We start from the raw sequence: 17,542 nt of genomic DNA, 5'->3' as shown, positions 1-17,542 counted from the left end.
CTCGGAGATTTCCAGCTCGGAGATGCCAGACTCTTCAACCAGTTCGATCAGTTTCTTAATTTTACGAATATCCATGAGTGTGGTTCCGTACTCTGTTTAATTGGAATGTGACAGGCGTTTTACTGCCGTTTGTAAAGCCCACGAGTATCCATCAGCGCCAAGTCCACAAATGACGCCGGCAGATACATCGGAAAGATAGGAGTGATGCCGGAACGGTTCGCGTGCATGCACGTTCGAGAGATGCACCTCAATAAAAGGAATGCTTACCGCCAACAGCGCATCACGCAGTGCAACGCTGGTGTGCGTGAACGCCGCCGGGTTGATGATGATGTAATCCACATTGCCACGGGCCTCGTGAATACGATCGATCAACTGAAACTCAGCGTTCGATTGCAAATGACTCAATTTCACATGGTGCTGGTCAGCCTGTTGTGTCAGATCGCCGACGATTTGTGCCAGCGTGGTGTGACCATACTTGTCAGGCTCGCGCGTTCCCAGCAAATTCAAATTGGGACCGTTCAAAAGCAGTATGTGAAATTTGTGCGCCATCTTGCTGCTATCTCCTGCAATCAGTGAGGCATCGCGTAAAATACCGCGACATCTGCCGTTTGTCACTCCTGAGAGTGAAAAAGACGACTTCGCTTGCAATAAAGCCGGGCATTATATCCGTTTCGTCGCAATTCGCAGCAAAATACTGGTCTTATCTGCGAAGTTGATCGGATGCGGCCCTGAGGCCACACCTTTTAACAGATCTCGTGACAGGAAAACAACCTTGCGGGGATTATCGGCGAAGAAGATTACGCAACTTATTGTAACGCCAGCCTAACAATACCAAAGCCAGCAGTGCGTAAATCCAAGGCTGAGGTGAGAAGACCTTTACTGACCAAAGATAGTGGATAGGTGCGAGGATCGCGACAAGATAGATGCCATTGTGCAAGGTTTGCCAGCGGCGACCGAGTTTGCGCTGCGCACGTTGAAACGAAGTAATCGCCAGGGCAAACAGCACCAACCAACAGATCATACCCAGTAACAGATAGGGGCGAGAAACGATCTCTTTGCCCAGCAATTGCAGATGGTTGTACCCCAGTTCCAGTAGGTAATAGCTGGTTAAATGCAAACAGGCCCAAACAAAGCACCATACGCCCAACAGGCGTCGGGTGCGAATAAGCAGCGGTTGTTTCAGGTAGCGCGTCAAAGGGCTGACAAGTAGCGTGGCGAGCAGTAACTTCAGCGCCATTCTGCCGGTAAAATGCTGAATATCTTTTGCCGGATCGGCACTCAGCCAACCCTGGCTGGCGGCCATAAACAGATAAACAAACGGCAGAAAGGCCGCCAGGTGCAGCACCACTTTCAGTAGGGTGATTTGCCGTAACGTCAGTCGCACTCAGTAGTTCTCCCGTAAATCGAGCCCACGATAGAGCGATGCCACTTCTTTAGCGTAGCCGTTAAACAAAAGTGTAGGCTGGCGTTCCACGTTAAGAATACCGCCGGAACCAATAAAGCGTTCAGTGGCCTGCGACCAGCGTGGATGATCGACGTGCGGGTTCACATTGGCATAAAAGCCGTATTCATTGGCGGCGATTTGACTCCAGGTCGTGGGTGGCTGATCGCGCGTAAGGGTAATCTTGACGATAGATTTAATGCCTTTGAAACCGTATTTCCATGGCACCGTCAGACGAATCGGCGCGCCATTCTGCGGTGGCAGCGCTTTGCCATAAACTCCAGTGCTGAGCAGCGTGAGGGGATGCATCGCTTCATCCAGGCGCAACCCCTCTACATAAGGGTAATCCAGCCCGCCACCGATAAAGCGGTCTTTTTGGCCAGGCATTTGATCCGGTGCATAGAGCGTCTGGAAAGCGACAAAACGCGCATTGCTGGTAGGTTCCGCCAGTTTGAGCAGTTTATTCAGCTCAAAACCGACCCACGGGATGACCATCGACCAGGCTTCCACGCATCGCATACGATAAATGCGCTGCTCCATAGCAAACCGTTTAAAGATGTCGTCCATATCCAGCGTCACCGGCTTTGCGACTTCACCTTCAATGCGCAACTGCCACGGCTCGGTTTTCAACGTTCCTGCGTTGGCTGCGGGATCGGCTTTATCCAGGCCAAATTCATAAAAATTATTGTAACCAGAGACCTTATCAAACGGCGTCAGCGGCAAATCCGCCTGCCATTCAGCTGGCTTGGTGAATTGCAGATCGCGGCCCGCAGGCGCAGGCGGGCGATCGTTCCCCTTGAACCAACTCAGCACATCAGCCTGTGCCACGCCGGGTAAACTGGCTGCTGCAGCGCCCAGTCCCAGTGCTTTCAAAACCTGACGGCGACGCATATTAAAGATGCTTTCTGGTGTGATGTCGGCTTCGGTCAGTAATTGCTTCAGCTTCATGGCTTTCTCCAGCGAAAAAGTAACTTGCACTTAGCATGCGTAAAGGCCAGCTATCACGCCAATTTACCCAGAAAAATATGAAATTTCCTGGCGGGGGATTCTGTTGAGAATAGGACGAAAAAGGCCGCAGAAAACGCAGGCCATCACACTTTGGCGCTATACTCGCGCCGCAGGGTAAATTAGCATAGCGCACCGCATGATTTTGATTCGCAGATGCCGCTGATTCAGACAATGATTTGTGATATTTTGCTCAGGTTTGCGCCAATGAGCAGGCTGGCGCTAACGGATAGCGACCGTTCATAACCGCAGTGATACAGGCACAGGGATGCGATTAACAACAAAGTTTTCTGCGTTTATTACATTATTAAGCTTACTGGCGATGTTACTGATGCTGGTGGGCTGCGCTTTTAGTTTTATCTGGCTATCACAGCAACGCGTGGAAACGCGGGTGAATACGTTGGCAACCGAAGTCGACAAAGCACTCGCGGCGCAATCACCGCAAGAACTCACACAGTGGCTAACGCGCTTGATGCCGGTTATTAATGCCGAACAAATCGAGATGCATAACGGTAACACCGTGGTCTTTCAGCTCAATCGACATGAAAATCCGATGCTGGAAGATGAGCCCAATCGCTTCATCCAGTTTGATATTCCTTTATTGCACTCTCCTGGCCTTGAGCTACGCGTGGTAGTACTCGATCCTGCAAAAACCTGGTTCCGATCCTTTACGGGAGCCTACACGCTGATTGCATTGTTTTCTGTGGTCGCCATTATGTCAGCGCTGCTGATCATGACGCATCGCTGGATCAACCGTCGCTGGCAGAACATGGAACGCCTGGAAGATCGTTCTGATCGTATTTTGGCCGGTGAGCGGGCTCCTCATGTTGAGCATTACAGCGAGTGGCCGCCCAAAGCCAGCCGTGCCATCGACACCTTGCTTAACGATCTGCAGGAAGCCGGCGAGCAGCGTCTGCGTATTGATACTTTGATTCGCACCTTTGCCGCGCAGGATTCACGTACTGGCCTCAACAACCGACTGTTCTTTGATAACCAACTGGCTACCCTTTTGGAAGATCAGGAAGACGTTGGCACCCACGGTGTGGTGATGATGGTACGCCTGCCGGATCTCGACGTATTGCACGAAACACTGGGCCCCACGCTGGTGGATGAGTATCTGTTTGATCTAATCAACATGCTGTCGACATTTGTCTTGCGCTATCCAGGCGCATTGCTGGCGCGCTATTTCCGCAGTGATTTCGCCGTATTGTTGCCGCATCGCACTCTGAAAGAGGCCAACAGCATCGCCGATCAGTTAATCAACGCGGTCGATTCGCTGCCGCCGATGCGCATGGTGGACCGTGATGATCTCATTCACATCGGTATCAGCGCCTGGCGTAGCGGCCAGAGCGTGCCTCAGGTGATGGAAAATGTGGAGATGGCCACGCGCCGTGCAGCACTGCAGGGAGGAAACAGCTGGTCAGTGGGTGAGGGCAATACCTTAGACATGGGGCGTGGCAGCGTGCGCTGGCGGACCCTACTGGAAAATACACTCAACCGTGGCGGGCCACGCCTTTACCAGAAACCGGCGGTGTTATTAGACGGCAAAGTTCATCACCGTGAGATGCTGGCCCGCGTATTTGATGGCGATAAAGAGGTGGTTTCCGCCGAATTTATGCCGTTGGTGTTACAACTCGGTCTCACCGATAGCTGGGATCGCCAACTCGTGACGCGTATTGCCGCACTTTCTGAAGTCTGGCCGGATGAAACGCTGGCGTTACCCGTGAATATTGATTCATTATTGCAGCGCCCGTTCCAGCGTTGGCTGCAAAATTTACTGTTGCAGTGTACGAAATCGCAAAGAAATCGTTTTTTATTTGAACTTGCTGAGGCGGATGTTTGTCAACACATCAATCGTTTAGTGCCAGTTTTCCGTATGTTGACGGCATTTGGCTGTCGCGTTGCGGTGGATCAGGCGGGCTTAACGGTGGTGAGCAGTGCTTACATCAAGCAATTCCCCATTGAAGTGATCAAGCTTGATCCTGGTTTAGTACGTAATATCGAACGCCGTACTGAGAATCAGCTGTTTGTGCAAAGCTTACTCGAAGTCTGTAAGTCGACGCAGACGCAAGTGTTCGCTGCCGGGGTACGTACCCGTGCCGAGTGGCAAACGCTGGCAGGATTAGGGGTTTCAGGTGGGCAGGGTGACTTCTTTGCACCTTCCTTACCGGTAAACAGTAATGTGAAAAAACACTCACAACGTTATCGAATTTAGTGCTTCGGCGCGTGATGACGCACTAACAGCGTTTTTTCTGCCTTATTCATTTCAGTCCACTGAATTCTGCTGGCTGGAAATGTTAGATTTTATGTCGAAATTTGCCCGCAACAGGTGGGTAAATTGGCGTTTGATAGGGCGACTTAGCGCTATTTAACGGTGGCCAGGGATAAGCGAATCGGCCCAAAAAATTATTCAGCGTGTTTTTTCACCGGAGCAGAACGTTTTTGCGCCTTGTGGCGGCTTCGCGTGGTTGGTAAAGTAGGCGGATTTTATTTTCCGCCCCCAGCTTGCAGGATTATCCCTTAGTATGTTTAAAAAATTTCGTGGCATGTTTTCCAATGACTTGTCCATTGACCTGGGTACCGCGAATACCCTGATTTACGTAAAAGGACAGGGCATCGTGCTGAACGAGCCTTCCGTAGTTGCTATCCGTCAGGACCGTGCTGGCTCTCCAAAGAGCGTAGCGGCAGTAGGCCATGACGCGAAGCAGATGCTTGGCCGTACGCCTGGCAACATCGCGGCTATCCGTCCAATGAAAGACGGTGTGATTGCCGACTTCTTCGTGACCGAGAAAATGCTGCAGCACTTTATCAAACAAGTGCACAGCAACAGCTTCATGCGTCCAAGCCCACGCGTGCTGGTCTGTGTGCCAGTAGGCGCCACTCAAGTTGAGCGCCGTGCGATTCGTGAATCTGCACAGGGTGCAGGCGCACGTGAAGTCTTCCTGATTGAAGAGCCAATGGCTGCTGCAATTGGTGCTGGTTTGCCGGTATCAGAAGCAACGGGTTCAATGGTGGTGGATATCGGTGGTGGTACCACTGAAGTCGCCGTGATCTCATTGAACGGCGTGGTCTACTCTTCATCTGTACGTATTGGTGGTGACCGCTTCGATGAAGCTATCATTAATTACGTACGCCGCAATTACGGTTCACTGATTGGTGAAGCCACTGCGGAACGCATTAAACACGGGATTGGTTCTGCTTATCCGGGTGATGAAGTACACGAAATTGAAGTGCGTGGCCGTAACCTGGCAGAAGGTGTACCACGTGGCTTTACACTGAACTCCAATGAGATCCTTGAAGCGCTGCAAGAACCGTTGACCGGTATTGTCAGTGCAGTGATGGTGGCGCTGGAGCAGTGCCCACCGGAACTGGCTTCCGACATCTCCGAGCGCGGTATGGTGCTGACCGGTGGTGGCGCGTTGCTGCGTAATCTCGATCGCCTGCTGATGGAAGAGACCGGTATTCCGGTTGTCGTAGCAGAAGATCCGCTGACCTGTGTCGCGCGTGGCGGTGGTAAAGCGTTGGAAATGATCGACATGCATGGCGGCGATTTGTTCAGCGAGGAGTAATTCCTCATCGGCTGAGACCGTGGTCAAATTGCGCAGGGAGTCGCGCCAATCGACGCTGCGCACGACGGCGTGATGCGTCCAGCCCTGGAGGCGTTGGTCATGCGACTAACGCTTCTTCCCTGATGTCGAGGAACACGCAGATTTTATGAAGCCGATTTTTAGCAGGGGGCCATCCCTGCAGTTGCGCCTCTTTCTGGCAGTCATTGTGGCTATCGCGATTATTATCGCCGACAGCCGCGTGAGCTCCTTTTCCCAGATCCGCAACTACCTGGACACGTCGGTGAGTCCATTTTATTTTCTGGCCAATGGCCCGCGACAGCTTCTGGACGGCGTATCGGAAACGCTGGCCTCACGCCAGCAGCTCGAACTGGAAAATAAAGCGTTGCGCCGCGAGCTCTTCCTGAAAAACAGTGACCTGCTGATGCTGGGGCAATACAAGCAGGAAAACGCACGTCTGCGTGAACTGCTCGGCTCGCCGCTGCGTCAGGATGAGCATAAAATGGTGACCCAGGTCATCTCCACGGGCACCGATCCTTATACCGATCAGGTGGTTATCGATAAAGGCAGCGTAAACGGTGTTTACGAAGGTCAGCCGGTGATCAGCGATAAAGGTGTGGTCGGTCAGGTGGTGGCTGTTGGCCAGGTAACCAGCCGCGTTCTGCTGATTTGCGATGCCTCGCACGCATTGCCGATTCAGGTATTGCGTAACGATATTCGCGTCATTGCGGCCGGTAACGGTTGTAGCGAAGATCTGCAGCTGGAGCATCTGCCGGGTAATACCGATATTCGTGTGGGCGATGTGCTGGTGACATCCGGTCTCGGTGGTCGTTTCCCTGAAGGTTATCCGGTTGGCGTGGTCTCGTCCGTGAAAGTGGATACCCAACGCGCTTACACCGTGATTCAGGCACACCCAACAGCTGGTCTGCAACGTCTGCGTTACCTGCTGCTGTTATGGGGCTCGGATAAGAACGGTGACATGCCAATGGCACCGGATGAAGTGCATCGTGTGGCTAATGAACGTCTGATGCAGATGATGCCACAGGTTCTGCCGCCAGCCGGTGAAATGGGCCCTCCGGCACCGGACATGATGCAACCGACGCAACAAATGGGGCCGCCGGCACCCGCTAATGGCAGTCGTTCGCAAGGGATTCCTGCGAACACACGCGGAGGCCAGCCTTGAGTCGATATCGCAGCCAGGGCCGATGGGTTATCTGGCTGTCCTTCCTGATTGCCCTCATTCTGCAAATCATGCCTTGGCCGGAACAAATTTACATGTTCCGGCCTTCATGGCTTTTGTTGATCCTGATTTACTGGGTTCTGGCCTTACCGCACCGGGTGAATGTTGGAACCGGCTTCTTTTTAGGTGCCGTGATGGATCTGGTGGCCGGTTCTACGCTGGGCGTGCGTGCGCTGGCTTTTAGCATCATCGCGTATTTGGTGGCCTTCAAATTTCAGCTATTCCGAAATCTTGCGTTGTGGCAGCAAGCATTAATGGTTATGGTGCTGTCGCTTGCGGTGGATGTGATTGTTTTTTGGGCTGAATTTTTGGTGATCAACGTCTCATTCCGCCCGGAAATCTTCTGGAGCAGTGTGGTCGACGGCATTCTATGGCCTTGGCTATTCTTATTAATGAGAAAGATTCGCCGTCAGTTCGCTGTTCAGTAAGGAAGACTATGATAACCCTGTACCTCGCCTCCGGTTCACCGCGTCGCCGTGAACTGCTCACGCAACTTGGCCTGCAGTTTGAGCGCCTTATCACGCAGGTTGAGGAGCAGCGCCAGCCCGATGAAGCCGCGGAAGCCTACGTGCGACGCCTGGCTTCGGACAAAGCGCGAGCAGGAGTGGCGGTGGCACCGCAGGATTTACCGGTGTTAGGCGCAGATACTATCGTGGTGCTCAACAGCGAAGTGCTGGAAAAACCGCGCGATGCTGAGCACGCGGCTGAAATGCTGAGTAAACTCTCTGGGCAAACGCATCAGGTGATGACCGCCGTGGTATTAGCGGATGCGCAGCGTGAACTGGATTGCCTTGTGACCACTGACGTGACATTTCGCAATATCACCGCAGCGGAAATTTCGCACTATATCGCCAGCGGCGAGCCGATGGATAAAGCCGGCGCGTACGGAATACAGGGTCTGGGCGGCAATTTTGTCCGCAGGATTAATGGAAGCTATCACGCCGTAGTGGGATTACCGCTGGTTGAGACCAATGAGCTGCTGAGCCACTTTCAGTCGCTGCGTGCGTTAAGGGGACAAGATGACGGCTGAACTGCTGGTAAACGTTACACCTTCTGAAACCCGTGTCGCTTATATTGATGGCGGCATTTTGCAAGAGATCCACATCGAGCGCGAAGCGCGGCGCGGTATTGTGGGTAACATCTATAAAGGACGCATCAGCCGCGTCTTACCGGGCATGCAGGCTGCCTTTGTCGATATCGGCATGGATAAAGCCGCCTTCCTGCATGCTTCCGATATCATGCCGCATACCGAGTGCGTAGCGGGTGATGAAAAGAAAAACTTCGTGGTGCGTGACATCAGCGAACTGGTGCGCCCCGGCCAGGATTTAGTGGTGCAAGTGGTGAAAGATCCGCTGGGTACCAAAGGTGCACGCCTCACTACCGATATTACGCTGCCTTCACGCTATCTGGTGTTTATGCCGGGAGCCTCACACGTCGGCGTTTCGCAACGTATTGAAAGTGAAGCCGAGCGCGATCGCCTGAAAGCGGTGGTGTCGGCTTACTGCGATGATTTGGGCGGTTTTATTATTCGCACTGCAGCGGAAGGCATTTGCGAGGAAGATCTGGCACAGGATGCCGCATTCCTCAAACGTCTGTGGACCAAAGTCAGCGAGCGCAAGAAGCGCAACCAGACGCGCTGCTTGCTGTACGGTGAGTTAGCCTTAGCGCAGCGAGTGCTGCGTGACTTTGCTGGCGCGGCTCTTGATCGCATTCGTGTTGATTCCCGTCTGACCTGCGATCTGTTGGTGGAGTTTACCGGCGAATATATCCCGGAAATGGCCAGCAAGCTGGAGCTGTACAGCGGCAAACAACCGATCTTTGATCTGTATGATGTCGAGAATGAAATTCAGCGCTCGTTAGAGCGTAAGGTGGAGTTGAAGTCTGGTGGCTATTTGATCATCGATCAAACCGAAGCCATGACCACGGTGGATATCAACACCGGTGCTTTTGTGGGGCACCGTAATCTTGACGAAACCATCTTCAACACCAACATTGAAGCCACACAGGCGATTGCCCGCCAGCTGCGACTGCGCAATCTGGGCGGCATCATCATCATTGATTTCATTGATATGAGTAATGATGATCATCGCCGCCGCGTGCTGCATTCGCTGGAAAGTGCATTGAGCAAAGATCGGGTGAAAACCGGTATTAACGGCTTTTCAGCGCTGGGTTTGGTGGAAATGACGCGTAAGCGCACGCGTGAAAGTATTGAGCATGTACTCTGTGCGGACTGCCCGGTGTGCAAAGGGCGTGGCACGCTGAAAACGGTTGAGACCGTGTGTTATGAGATCATGCGTGAAATTGTCCGCGTGCATCACGCCTACGACTCTGACCGCTTCCTGGTGTACGTTTCCCCTGCGGTGGGCGAAGCGCTGAAAAGTGAAGAGTCCCATGCGCTGGCTGAAGTAGAAATCTTTGTCGGCAAGCAGGTTAAAGTCCATGTTGAGCCGCTCTATACACAGGAGCAGTTTGACGTCGTCATGATGTAAGTCGTGAGGTTGAACGCCGTTATTCAACGGAAAGCAAGGAGAGGTGTGTGAGGCGGTTGCCGAGGATATTGTTACTGCTGCTCGCCGCAATCATCGTTATTGTGGCGCTGCTGGTCAGCGGGTTGCGCCTCGTGATGCCGCATCTCAATAGCTATCGCAGCGACATACTGCAGACGATTTCACGCGTCAGCGGCGTGACGGTGGACGCCAGCGAGCTGCAGGGTAAATGGGAGAACTTTGGGCCCACTTTGCAGGTGCGCGATCTCAACGTAATGATGCCGGATGATGGCAAACTCACCATTGGCCGCGTGAACCTGGCGTTAAACATCTGGCAATCTCTGCTGCACTGGCGCTGGCAGTTCCGTGACCTTACCTTCTGGCAGTTACGGGCGGATCTCAACCGTCCATTGTTCACCAATGATCAACAACGCAACAGTTTCAAACCGACGCAAATCAATGAACTCTTTCTGCGCCAGTTTGACCACTTTGATCTGCGCGACAGCAGCATCCGTTTTCTCACGCCCTCAGGTCAACATGCTGAACTGGCTATCCCGCGCCTGACCTGGCTCAACGAAAGTACGCGCCACCGTGCGGAAGGTGAAGTGAGTCTCTCCAGCTTTACCGGCCAACATGGCGTAGTGCAGGTGCGGCTCGATCTGAATGACACCGATGGCTTGCTTAACGATGGCCGTATCTGGATGCAAGCGGATGACGTGGATGTCCGTCCGTGGATTGGCCCCTGGCTACGTGACAACACCAGCCTGGAGAGTGCGCGTTTCAGCCTGGCAGCCTGGGTGAATCTGCGTGACGGCGACGTGTATGCCGGCGATTTGCTGCTGAGCAAAGGTGGCGCACGCTGGCGCGGTGAGCAGGGCGATCATCAACTGCAGGTGGATGGTCTAACTGCCCATCTGTCGCGTTTCCAAAATGGCTGGAGCCTGTCGGTCCCGCAAACCCGTCTCAGCACCGACGGCATTGCCTGGGCGCCGGGCCACTTCGCGATTCTGTGGAAGCCAGAAGATCAACAGATGCTTGGGGCCAACAGTTCCCCTGAGGTGCGCGTGCGTGCCACCCAGCTTGATCTGGAACGTTTAGCCCCGCTGGTGCCACTGTTCAAACCCTTATCACCGGCGTTGCTCGACAACTGGCGGGCGTTGCAGCCGCGCGGCTACCTTGATGCGCTGGCGCTGGATATTCCGCTCAATCAACCCGAAAACACTCGCCTACAGGCCAAATGGCGCGATTTGGCGTGGCAGCATTGGGAACTCTTGCCTGGCATCAGTAACCTAAGCGGCACGGCCAGCGGCAGCCTGAACAACGGGCAACTGGATGTGGCGATGGGGCAGGCAGAAGTGCCGTACGGCGATATGTTCCAGGCACCGCTGCAGATAAAGCAAATCACCGGCAAGCTGAACTGGTTGCGTGATGCCAATGGCCTAACGCTGGATGGGCAGAACCTCGACGTGCAAGCGCGTTCGCTGTGGGCGCGCGGTGATTTCCGCTATCAGCAGAACCTCGGTAAATCTCCACGCCTCGATATTCTGGCTGGGATTCGCGTCACCGATGCAGGCGATGCCTGGCGCTACTTCCCGGAACCGCTGATGGGGCATGATTTAACCCATTACCTCAGCGAGTCGATCAAAGGCGGGCAGGTGGATAATGCCACCTTGCTGTTTGCGGGCGATCCGCACTTGTTCCCGTTCAAACACAACGACGGCATGTTTGAGGTCTGGGTTCCATTAAAGAATTCCACCTTCCAGTTCCAGCCCGGCTGGCCAGCGCTGCAGAACCTCGATATCAATCTCGACTTCCTCAACAATGGGCTGTGGATGAAGGCGGAGAAAACCAGGTTGGGCGAGGTTGATGCGCGCAACGTCAGCGCGGTGATCCCTGATTACCTCAAAGAGAAGCTGATCATTGATGGTGACCTGAGCGGTGGTGGCCAGCAGATCGCCGATTACTTTGAACAGACACCGCTGAAACCGACGTTAGGTGCAGCACTGCAGCAGCTACAAATTGGCGGCAACGTACGCGGTTCGCTCAACCTCGACATTCCACTGGATGGCGAGCTGGTGCATGCCAGTGGCAACGTGGTGCTGAATAACAATAGCCTGCATATCAAACCGTTAAATACCACGCTAAACAATCTCAGCGGACGGTTCCGTTACAACAACGGCAACCTGGAAAGTGAAGAGATGCAGGCCAACTGGTTCGGCCAACCCACCGGAGTCAGCTTTACCACCACGGAAAACCCGAATGACTTCGGCGTGAACGTCAAACTGCTGGGAGACTGGCAGCCCGCCAAACTAAAAGTGCTGCCGCAAAATGTCAGCAGTCAGCTGAGTGGCAGTTTGCCCTGGCAGGGGAATGTGGATATCACCTTGCCACACAAAGGTGGCGCCACTTACAAGGTCGATTTGAAAGGTGATGGCAAAACAGTAAGTAGTCACTTACCTGCACCACTGGACAAGCAGGCTGGTGAAGCGATGCCGATTGCAATTAACGCGACAGGCGATCTCCACGGTTTCACCTTAAGCGGCAGTGTGCGTGAGCATCATCGCTTTAACAGCCGCTGGATTCTGGAACCGCAGTTGCGCGTCGATCGCGGCATCTGGCTCAACGATGCGAAAAGCACGCCTAAACTGCCTGAAAACCGCGGTATGGAGCTGAATCTGCCGGCAATGGATGGTGAAGCCTGGATGGGCTTACTGGCAGGTTCGGGTAACTCCCGCAATGCGCAGGGTGAAACCGAAGTTGGCGGCGCACTGCTGCCGGGAGACGTCATTCTGCGTACACCGGCGTTAACACTGGGTGGGCAGCAGTGGCACGACGTTAACGCCACCGTGACGCAAGGCCCTGGCGGCAACACGCAGTTGCAGCTGGAAAGCCGTGAGGCGCGCGGCAGCGTGACGACGGCACAGCACGCGCCGTGGCAAATTGACCTCAGCTATCTTTACTACAATCCTGAATGGGCGAGCGAAAAAAGCAGCACCGCTTCCCCGTTTGGCAACAGCAACAGTGTTAACTTCAGCAATTGGCCCGCCATGCAACTGAACTGCGACGAATGCTGGCTGCGAGGCCAGAAGTTTGGCCATATGCAGGCCAGATTACAGCCGCAGGGAGATACGTTAGCACTTACTAACGGCAGCGTGGATACCGGCAGTTCGAAGTTGTTGATCAACGGTGAATGGGTTAACAAACCGGGCGACCAGCGTACCTCACTGAAAGGCACACTGAGTGGCAAGAGCATCAATGACGCGACCAACTGGTTTGGTATGAACACCCCGCTACGGGATGCCCCTTTCAAACTGGATTATGACCTGCACTGGCGCTCAGCACCGTGGCAGCCGTCGGAAGAGACGTTAAGTGGCACGCTGAAAACGCACTTTGGTAAAGGTCAGATTGCCGACGTGAACACCGGGCGTGCCGGTCAGCTGCTGCGCCTGTTCAGTTTTGATGCCTTGCTGCGCAAGCTGCGTTTTGATTTCAGTGACACCTTCAGCGAAGGTTTCTATTTCGACTCGATTAACGGCACGGCGTGGATTGAAAACGGCGTCATGCGTACAGATAACCTGCTGGTGGATGGCCTGGAAGCGGATATCGCGATGCAGGGCAAAATCGATTTGGTGAAACGTCAGATTGATATGGAAGCGGTGGTCGCACCGGAAATCTCAGCTTCTGTCGGCGTGGCGACCGCGTTTGTGGTCAACCCGGTGATAGGTGCGGCGGTGTTTGCTGCCAGCAAGGTATTGGGGCCGTTGTGGAATAAGATTTCGCTGCTGCGATATCACATCAGCGGGCCGCTGGATAAACCGGAAATCAATGAAGTGCTGCGTAAACCGCGCGAAGATGACAAGAAGTGAATTTGACGCCATCGGGGAATTGCCGCAGGCTATGACTATCTGAGCACATAATGAGTGAGAAACGATGACTCTGAATCTGGTAAGTGAGCAGTTACTAGCTGCTAACGGCATTAATCAGCAGGACCTTTATTCCCTGTTAGGGCAGCTTTCAGAACGTCGTCTGGATTATGCCGATCTCTATTTCCAGTCCAGCTTCCATGAGTCCTGGGTGCTGGAAGATAAAATCATCAAAGATGGCTCTTATCATATCGATCAGGGTGTAGGCGTACGTGCGGTGAGCGGTGAAAAAACCGGTTTCGCCTACGCTGACCAAATCACACTGAACGCGTTACGTCAGTCGTCAGAAGCCGCGCGCAGCATCGTGCGGGAACAGGGCAACGGCAAAGCGCACACGCTCTCTGTTGTGGTTAATCGTTCTTTGTATGCACCGATCAATCCGCTGGACAGCTTAACGCGCGAAGACAAGATTGCCTTGCTGCACCGTGTCGATAAAGTGGCCCGTGCCACCGATCCGCGTGTGCAGGAAGTGAATGCCAGCCTGAGCGGTGTCTATGAGCAAGTGCTGGTGGCCGCGACAGATGGCACGCTGGCGGCGGATATTCGTCCGCTGGTGCGTTTGTCGATCAGCGTGCAAGTGGAAGACCAGGGCAAACGCGAACGCGGTTCAAGTGGCGGCGGTGCGCGTATCGGTTATGAATTCTTCCTCGCCGATGAAAGTGGCGATGTGCGCGCTGATGCCTGGGCACGTGAAGCGGTGCGCTTAGCGTTGGTTAACCTGTCTGCAGTTGCCGCGCCGGCGGGCACCCTGCCAGTGGTGTTGGGTGCAGGCTGGCCAGGTGTTCTGTTGCACGAAGCGGTGGGACATGGGCTGGAAGGCGATTTCAACCGCCGTGAAACCTCTGTGTTCAGCGGCAAGATGGGGCAACTGGTCGCGTCTGAGCTGTGCACCGTGGTGGATGATGGCACCATCGAAGGGCTGCGCGGCTCCCTGGCTGTGGATGATGAAGGTGTGCCGGGTCAGTACAACGTGCTGATCGAGAATGGCATTCTGAAAGGCTACATGCAGGATAAACTGAATGCGCGCCTGATGGGTGTGCCGCCAACCGGAAACGGTCGCCGCGAATCCTATGCTCATCTGCCGATGCCGCGTATGACCAACACCTACATGCTGGCAGGCAAATCCACGCCGCAGGATATTATCGAGAGCGTGGAGTACGGCTTATACGCCCCGAACTTTGGCGGTGGTCAGGTGGATATTACCTCGGGCAAATTTGTGTTCTCCACGTCAGAAGCCTATCTGATTGAGAACGGCAAAGTGACCAAACCGGTGAAAGGTGCCACGCTGATCGGTTCCGGTATTGAAGCGATGCAGCAGATTTCAATGGTGGGTAACGATCTGGCGCTGGATAAAGGCGTGGGCGTGTGCGGTAAAGAAGGGCAAAGCGTGCCCGTGGGCGTGGGCCAGCCAACGCTGAAGCTGGATAAAATCACCGTGGGTGGTACGGCGTAATAAGCCGGGTGCGCATTAATCCTGTTCCAGGTGCGCATTAATGCGCACCCTACGAAATATGGCACGGTACTTTGTAAGGTCGCCATTCATGGCGACCAGAACCGTCAGCGCTTACGATGCTGCTGATACTGCCTTGCCACCTGCTTAAAATACTCGGTCAGATAATCAATACACACCTGCACTTTTAGCGGCATTTTATCCTTTTCGGTATACAGCGCATACACCGGACGGGGTTCGGAATGGTATTGCGGGAACAGAATATCGATCTCGCCTGCGTTAATTTCATCAATCACCCACATCAGTGGCACGTAAGCGATGCCGCAGCCGGCTTTCAGCCAGCGAATCAGCGTTTGCGAATCATTGGTCACAAAGCGACCTTGCGGGGTGAGTTTGGTTACCAGCCCTTCCGGTGCCACCAACTCAAAGGTGTTATCCGGACGCACGCTGTACTCCAGCCATGAAAAGTTATCGATCTCACCCGGTTTGTCCGGCGTGCCGTTTTGTGCCAGATAACTTTTCGCCGCGCATACCACCATCGGCATGGCACCCAGGCGGCGTGAAAACAAGTTCGAGTCTTGCAGCGCGCCCACGCGCACCACAATATCCAGCCCGTTGGCGATTAAGTCAGGTGCTGGAATACCCGTCACTAAATTCACACTCAGACCCGGATATTCGTGTAACATCTCGCTGGTCATAGCGGACAGGACATTTTGCGCCATGGTGGATGAACAACCGATGCGCAGGATACCAATCGGCGTATTATTGAAGGCATACAGCTGTTCATGTACCTGAGACGCCTCAGCCAGCATGCGGCGGCAGCCCTGATAGTAGATCTTGCCCGCTTCGGTCAGGCCAATGCTGCGGGTGCTGCGATTGAGTAATTTGACCTGCAGTTCATCTTCCAGTTTGGCGACAATCTGGCTGATTGACGAAACGCTGAGATGGAGCTGACGTGCCGCGGCGGTAAATGAACCTAATTCAACCACTTTGGCGAAGATGGACATGCCTTTAAGTCGTTCCATTGTTTACTCTGGCTAAAAAGTGATTTAGCTCACAATATGTAGAAAACGTATAGTCAAGCGCGTTACTATACGCACGCTGGGTCTGTTCACCGCACCTTAACACGGCTGTGTTTACTCGATGATACGCTATCATTAGCTCAACGCGGCCTGAATGTTGCCATCAGTCTCCCAATCATCCCCTGATAATCAACCCAACGTGCTCCGTGGCATGAGGGCAGGTATCGGTGCGATCCGGCAAGGTCGAACTAAGGATCCGAAATGAGTGTGCTTCCGGTATTTGTCGTATTCGGGCTGTCTTTTCCGCCCATCTTCATCGAACTACTGGTTTCGCTGGCGCTGTTCTGGCTGGTGAAACGCGTGCTGACGCCCAGCGGAATTTACGATCTGGTGTGGCATCCGGCACTTTTTAACACAGCGCTGTATTGCTGTGTGTTTTACCTTGTATCCCGTTTATTCGTCTGAGGTTTTTTAAGTGAAAGCGCTAATAAGAAAAATCGCGCGTTACGCGATTACGATCCTGCTGGTCATCATCGCTATCGTGATCATCTTCCGCGCCTGGGTGTTCTACACCGAGTCGCCCTGGACGCGCGACGCCAAATTCTCCGCCGATGTAGTGGCGATCTCCCCGGATGTAACGGGTCTGATCACTGATGTGCCGGTCCATGACAACCAACTGGTGAAAAAAGGCGATACCCTGTTTGTGGTCGATCGTCCACGCTACCAAAAAGCGCTGGATGAGGCCCAGGCCGATGTCGAATATTACCAGGCACTGGTCAACGAAAAACGTCGTGAAGCGGCGCGTCGAAACCAGCTTGGCACCAGCGCGATGTCGCGTGAAGCTATCGATCAGGCGAACAACGATCTACAAACCAGCGAACATCAGTTGGCTAAGTCTATTGCCACGCGCGATTTAGCGGTGATTGACCTCGATCGCACCACGATCAAAGCACCGTCCGACGGCTGGGTCACTAACCTTAACGTCTATCAGGGTGAGTTCATCACACGTGGTTCTGTGGCCGTGGCGTTGGTACAACAGCATTCATTCTACGTGCTGGCCTATATGGAAGAGACCAAGCTGGATGGTGTACGTCCGGGCTTCCGTGCAGAAATTACCCCGCTGGGCAGCAATACCGTACTACGTGGCACTGTCGACAGTATCGCCGCCGGTGTGACCAACAGTAGCAGCAGCGTTGACAGCAAAGGCATGGCCACCATCGACTCCAACCTTGAGTGGGTACGTCTGGCGCAGCGTGTGCCAGTGCGTATTCGTCTGGATGATCAACCAGGTAACCGCTTCCCAGCAGGGACTACGGCGACCGTAGTGATCACCGGGGATAAAGATCGTCAAACCAAAGTCTCACCGATGGCGCAGTTCTTTAACCGCCTGCGCGAGTTTGGTTAAACGA

At 53.9% G+C, this 17,542-nt stretch carries 15 protein-coding genes; 10 read left to right on the top strand and 5 right to left on the bottom strand.

The genetic code is table 11. The features are described from left to right. The 4 genes from QMZ30_RS23465 to msrP form a co-directional block, all read right to left on the bottom strand. A partial coding sequence (locus QMZ30_RS23465) for a DUF8684 domain-containing protein (RefSeq protein WP_502921463.1) occupies positions 1-75 on the bottom strand: 75 nt, incomplete at its 3' end. Between the two features lie 21 nt (positions 76-96). Further along, entirely contained in the window at positions 97-549 is a 453-nt protein-coding gene (aroQ, locus tag QMZ30_RS23460) for a type II 3-dehydroquinate dehydratase (protein ID WP_007891972.1), read from the bottom strand. A 232-nt stretch (positions 550-781) separates the two neighbouring features. Continuing rightward, positions 782-1,384, bottom strand: coding sequence for a protein-methionine-sulfoxide reductase heme-binding subunit MsrQ (msrQ, locus tag QMZ30_RS23455; RefSeq protein ID WP_283229076.1), 603 nt, complete (start codon positions 1,382-1,384; stop codon positions 782-784). After that, positions 1,385-2,389: a protein-methionine-sulfoxide reductase catalytic subunit MsrP gene (msrP, locus tag QMZ30_RS23450; protein ID WP_283229075.1), complete on the bottom strand. Its 1,005-nt coding sequence runs from the start codon at positions 2,387-2,389 to the stop codon at positions 1,385-1,387. It abuts the gene before it with no gap. Between the two features lie 325 nt (positions 2,390-2,714). On the opposite strand from msrP, the gene csrD reads away from it, so the two are divergent. The 8 genes from csrD (at position 2,715) to tldD (ending at position 15,114) form a co-directional block, all read left to right on the top strand. Beyond that, entirely contained in the window at positions 2,715-4,661 is a 1,947-nt protein-coding gene (gene csrD, locus QMZ30_RS23445) for an RNase E specificity factor CsrD (protein WP_039331584.1), read from the top strand. A gap of 310 nt (positions 4,662-4,971) precedes the next feature. Further along, the gene (mreB, locus tag QMZ30_RS23440) at positions 4,972-6,015 is read left to right on the top strand and encodes a rod shape-determining protein MreB (RefSeq protein ID WP_007891976.1); all 1,044 of its coding nucleotides are present in this window, start codon (positions 4,972-4,974) and stop codon (positions 6,013-6,015) included. A 145-nt stretch (positions 6,016-6,160) separates the two neighbouring features. Then, positions 6,161-7,195, top strand: a complete 1,035-nt coding sequence (mreC, locus tag QMZ30_RS23435; protein ID WP_039331579.1) for a rod shape-determining protein MreC — start codon at positions 6,161-6,163, stop codon at positions 7,193-7,195. Then, positions 7,192-7,680: a rod shape-determining protein MreD gene (mreD, locus tag QMZ30_RS23430; protein WP_039331577.1), complete on the top strand. Its 489-nt coding sequence runs from the start codon at positions 7,192-7,194 to the stop codon at positions 7,678-7,680. The genes mreC and mreD overlap by 4 nt, the downstream gene beginning before the upstream one ends. Positions 7,681-7,688: 8 nt before the next feature. Next, a complete protein-coding gene (locus QMZ30_RS23425; RefSeq protein ID WP_283229074.1) occupies positions 7,689-8,282 on the top strand; it encodes a Maf family protein in 594 nt (197 codons plus the stop codon). After that, positions 8,272-9,741, top strand: coding sequence for a ribonuclease G (rng, locus tag QMZ30_RS23420; protein WP_058973141.1), 1,470 nt, complete (start codon positions 8,272-8,274; stop codon positions 9,739-9,741). The genes QMZ30_RS23425 and rng overlap by 11 nt, the downstream gene beginning before the upstream one ends. A 47-nt stretch (positions 9,742-9,788) precedes the next feature. Beyond that, entirely contained in the window at positions 9,789-13,604 is a 3,816-nt protein-coding gene (gene yhdP, locus QMZ30_RS23415; protein ID WP_283229073.1) for an AsmA2 domain-containing protein YhdP, read from the top strand. A 64-nt stretch (positions 13,605-13,668) separates the two neighbouring features. Beyond that, the gene (tldD, locus tag QMZ30_RS23410; protein WP_283229072.1) at positions 13,669-15,114 is read left to right on the top strand and encodes a metalloprotease TldD; all 1,446 of its coding nucleotides are present in this window, start codon (positions 13,669-13,671) and stop codon (positions 15,112-15,114) included. A 104-nt stretch (positions 15,115-15,218) separates the two neighbouring features. Here the strand turns inward: tldD and aaeR are convergent, their stop codons facing one another. Continuing rightward, positions 15,219-16,136, bottom strand: a complete 918-nt coding sequence (gene aaeR / locus QMZ30_RS23405) for an HTH-type transcriptional activator AaeR (RefSeq protein ID WP_283229071.1) — start codon at positions 16,134-16,136, stop codon at positions 15,219-15,221. Between the two features lie 258 nt (positions 16,137-16,394). On the opposite strand from aaeR, the gene aaeX reads away from it, so the two are divergent. Next, complete coding sequence (aaeX, locus tag QMZ30_RS23400; protein ID WP_021508145.1) at positions 16,395-16,598, top strand: p-hydroxybenzoic acid efflux pump operon protein AaeX; 204 nt, start codon at positions 16,395-16,397, stop codon at positions 16,596-16,598. A 10-nt stretch (positions 16,599-16,608) separates the two neighbouring features. Next, entirely contained in the window at positions 16,609-17,538 is a 930-nt protein-coding gene (gene aaeA, locus QMZ30_RS23395) for a p-hydroxybenzoic acid efflux pump subunit AaeA (RefSeq protein ID WP_039331568.1), read from the top strand. The last annotated feature ends 4 nt before the right edge of the window (positions 17,539-17,542 follow it).

The organism is Pantoea sp. EA-12, from assembly GCF_030053355.1.
GTDB classification, from domain to species: Bacteria; Pseudomonadota; Gammaproteobacteria; order Enterobacterales; family Enterobacteriaceae; genus Pantoea; species Pantoea vagans_C.
This window is presented reverse-complemented; position numbering and strand designations above follow the sequence as displayed.

Coding starts and splice junctions, on each gene's coding strand:
- aroQ (WP_007891972.1), bottom strand. CDS start 549: ATGGCGCACAAATTTCACATACTGCTTTTGAACGGTCCCAATTTGAAT.
- msrP (WP_283229075.1), bottom strand. CDS start 2,389: ATGAAGCTGAAGCAATTACTGACCGAAGCCGACATCACACCAGAAAGC.
- csrD (WP_039331584.1), top strand. CDS start 2,715: ATGCGATTAACAACAAAGTTTTCTGCGTTTATTACATTATTAAGCTTA.
- mreB (WP_007891976.1), top strand. CDS start 4,972: ATGTTTAAAAAATTTCGTGGCATGTTTTCCAATGACTTGTCCATTGAC.
- mreC (WP_039331579.1), top strand. CDS start 6,161: ATGAAGCCGATTTTTAGCAGGGGGCCATCCCTGCAGTTGCGCCTCTTT.
- QMZ30_RS23425 (WP_283229074.1), top strand. CDS start 7,689: ATGATAACCCTGTACCTCGCCTCCGGTTCACCGCGTCGCCGTGAACTG.
- rng (WP_058973141.1), top strand. CDS start 8,272: ATGACGGCTGAACTGCTGGTAAACGTTACACCTTCTGAAACCCGTGTC.
- tldD (WP_283229072.1), top strand. CDS start 13,669: ATGACTCTGAATCTGGTAAGTGAGCAGTTACTAGCTGCTAACGGCATT.
- aaeR (WP_283229071.1), bottom strand. CDS start 16,136: ATGGAACGACTTAAAGGCATGTCCATCTTCGCCAAAGTGGTTGAATTA.
- aaeX (WP_021508145.1), top strand. CDS start 16,395: ATGAGTGTGCTTCCGGTATTTGTCGTATTCGGGCTGTCTTTTCCGCCC.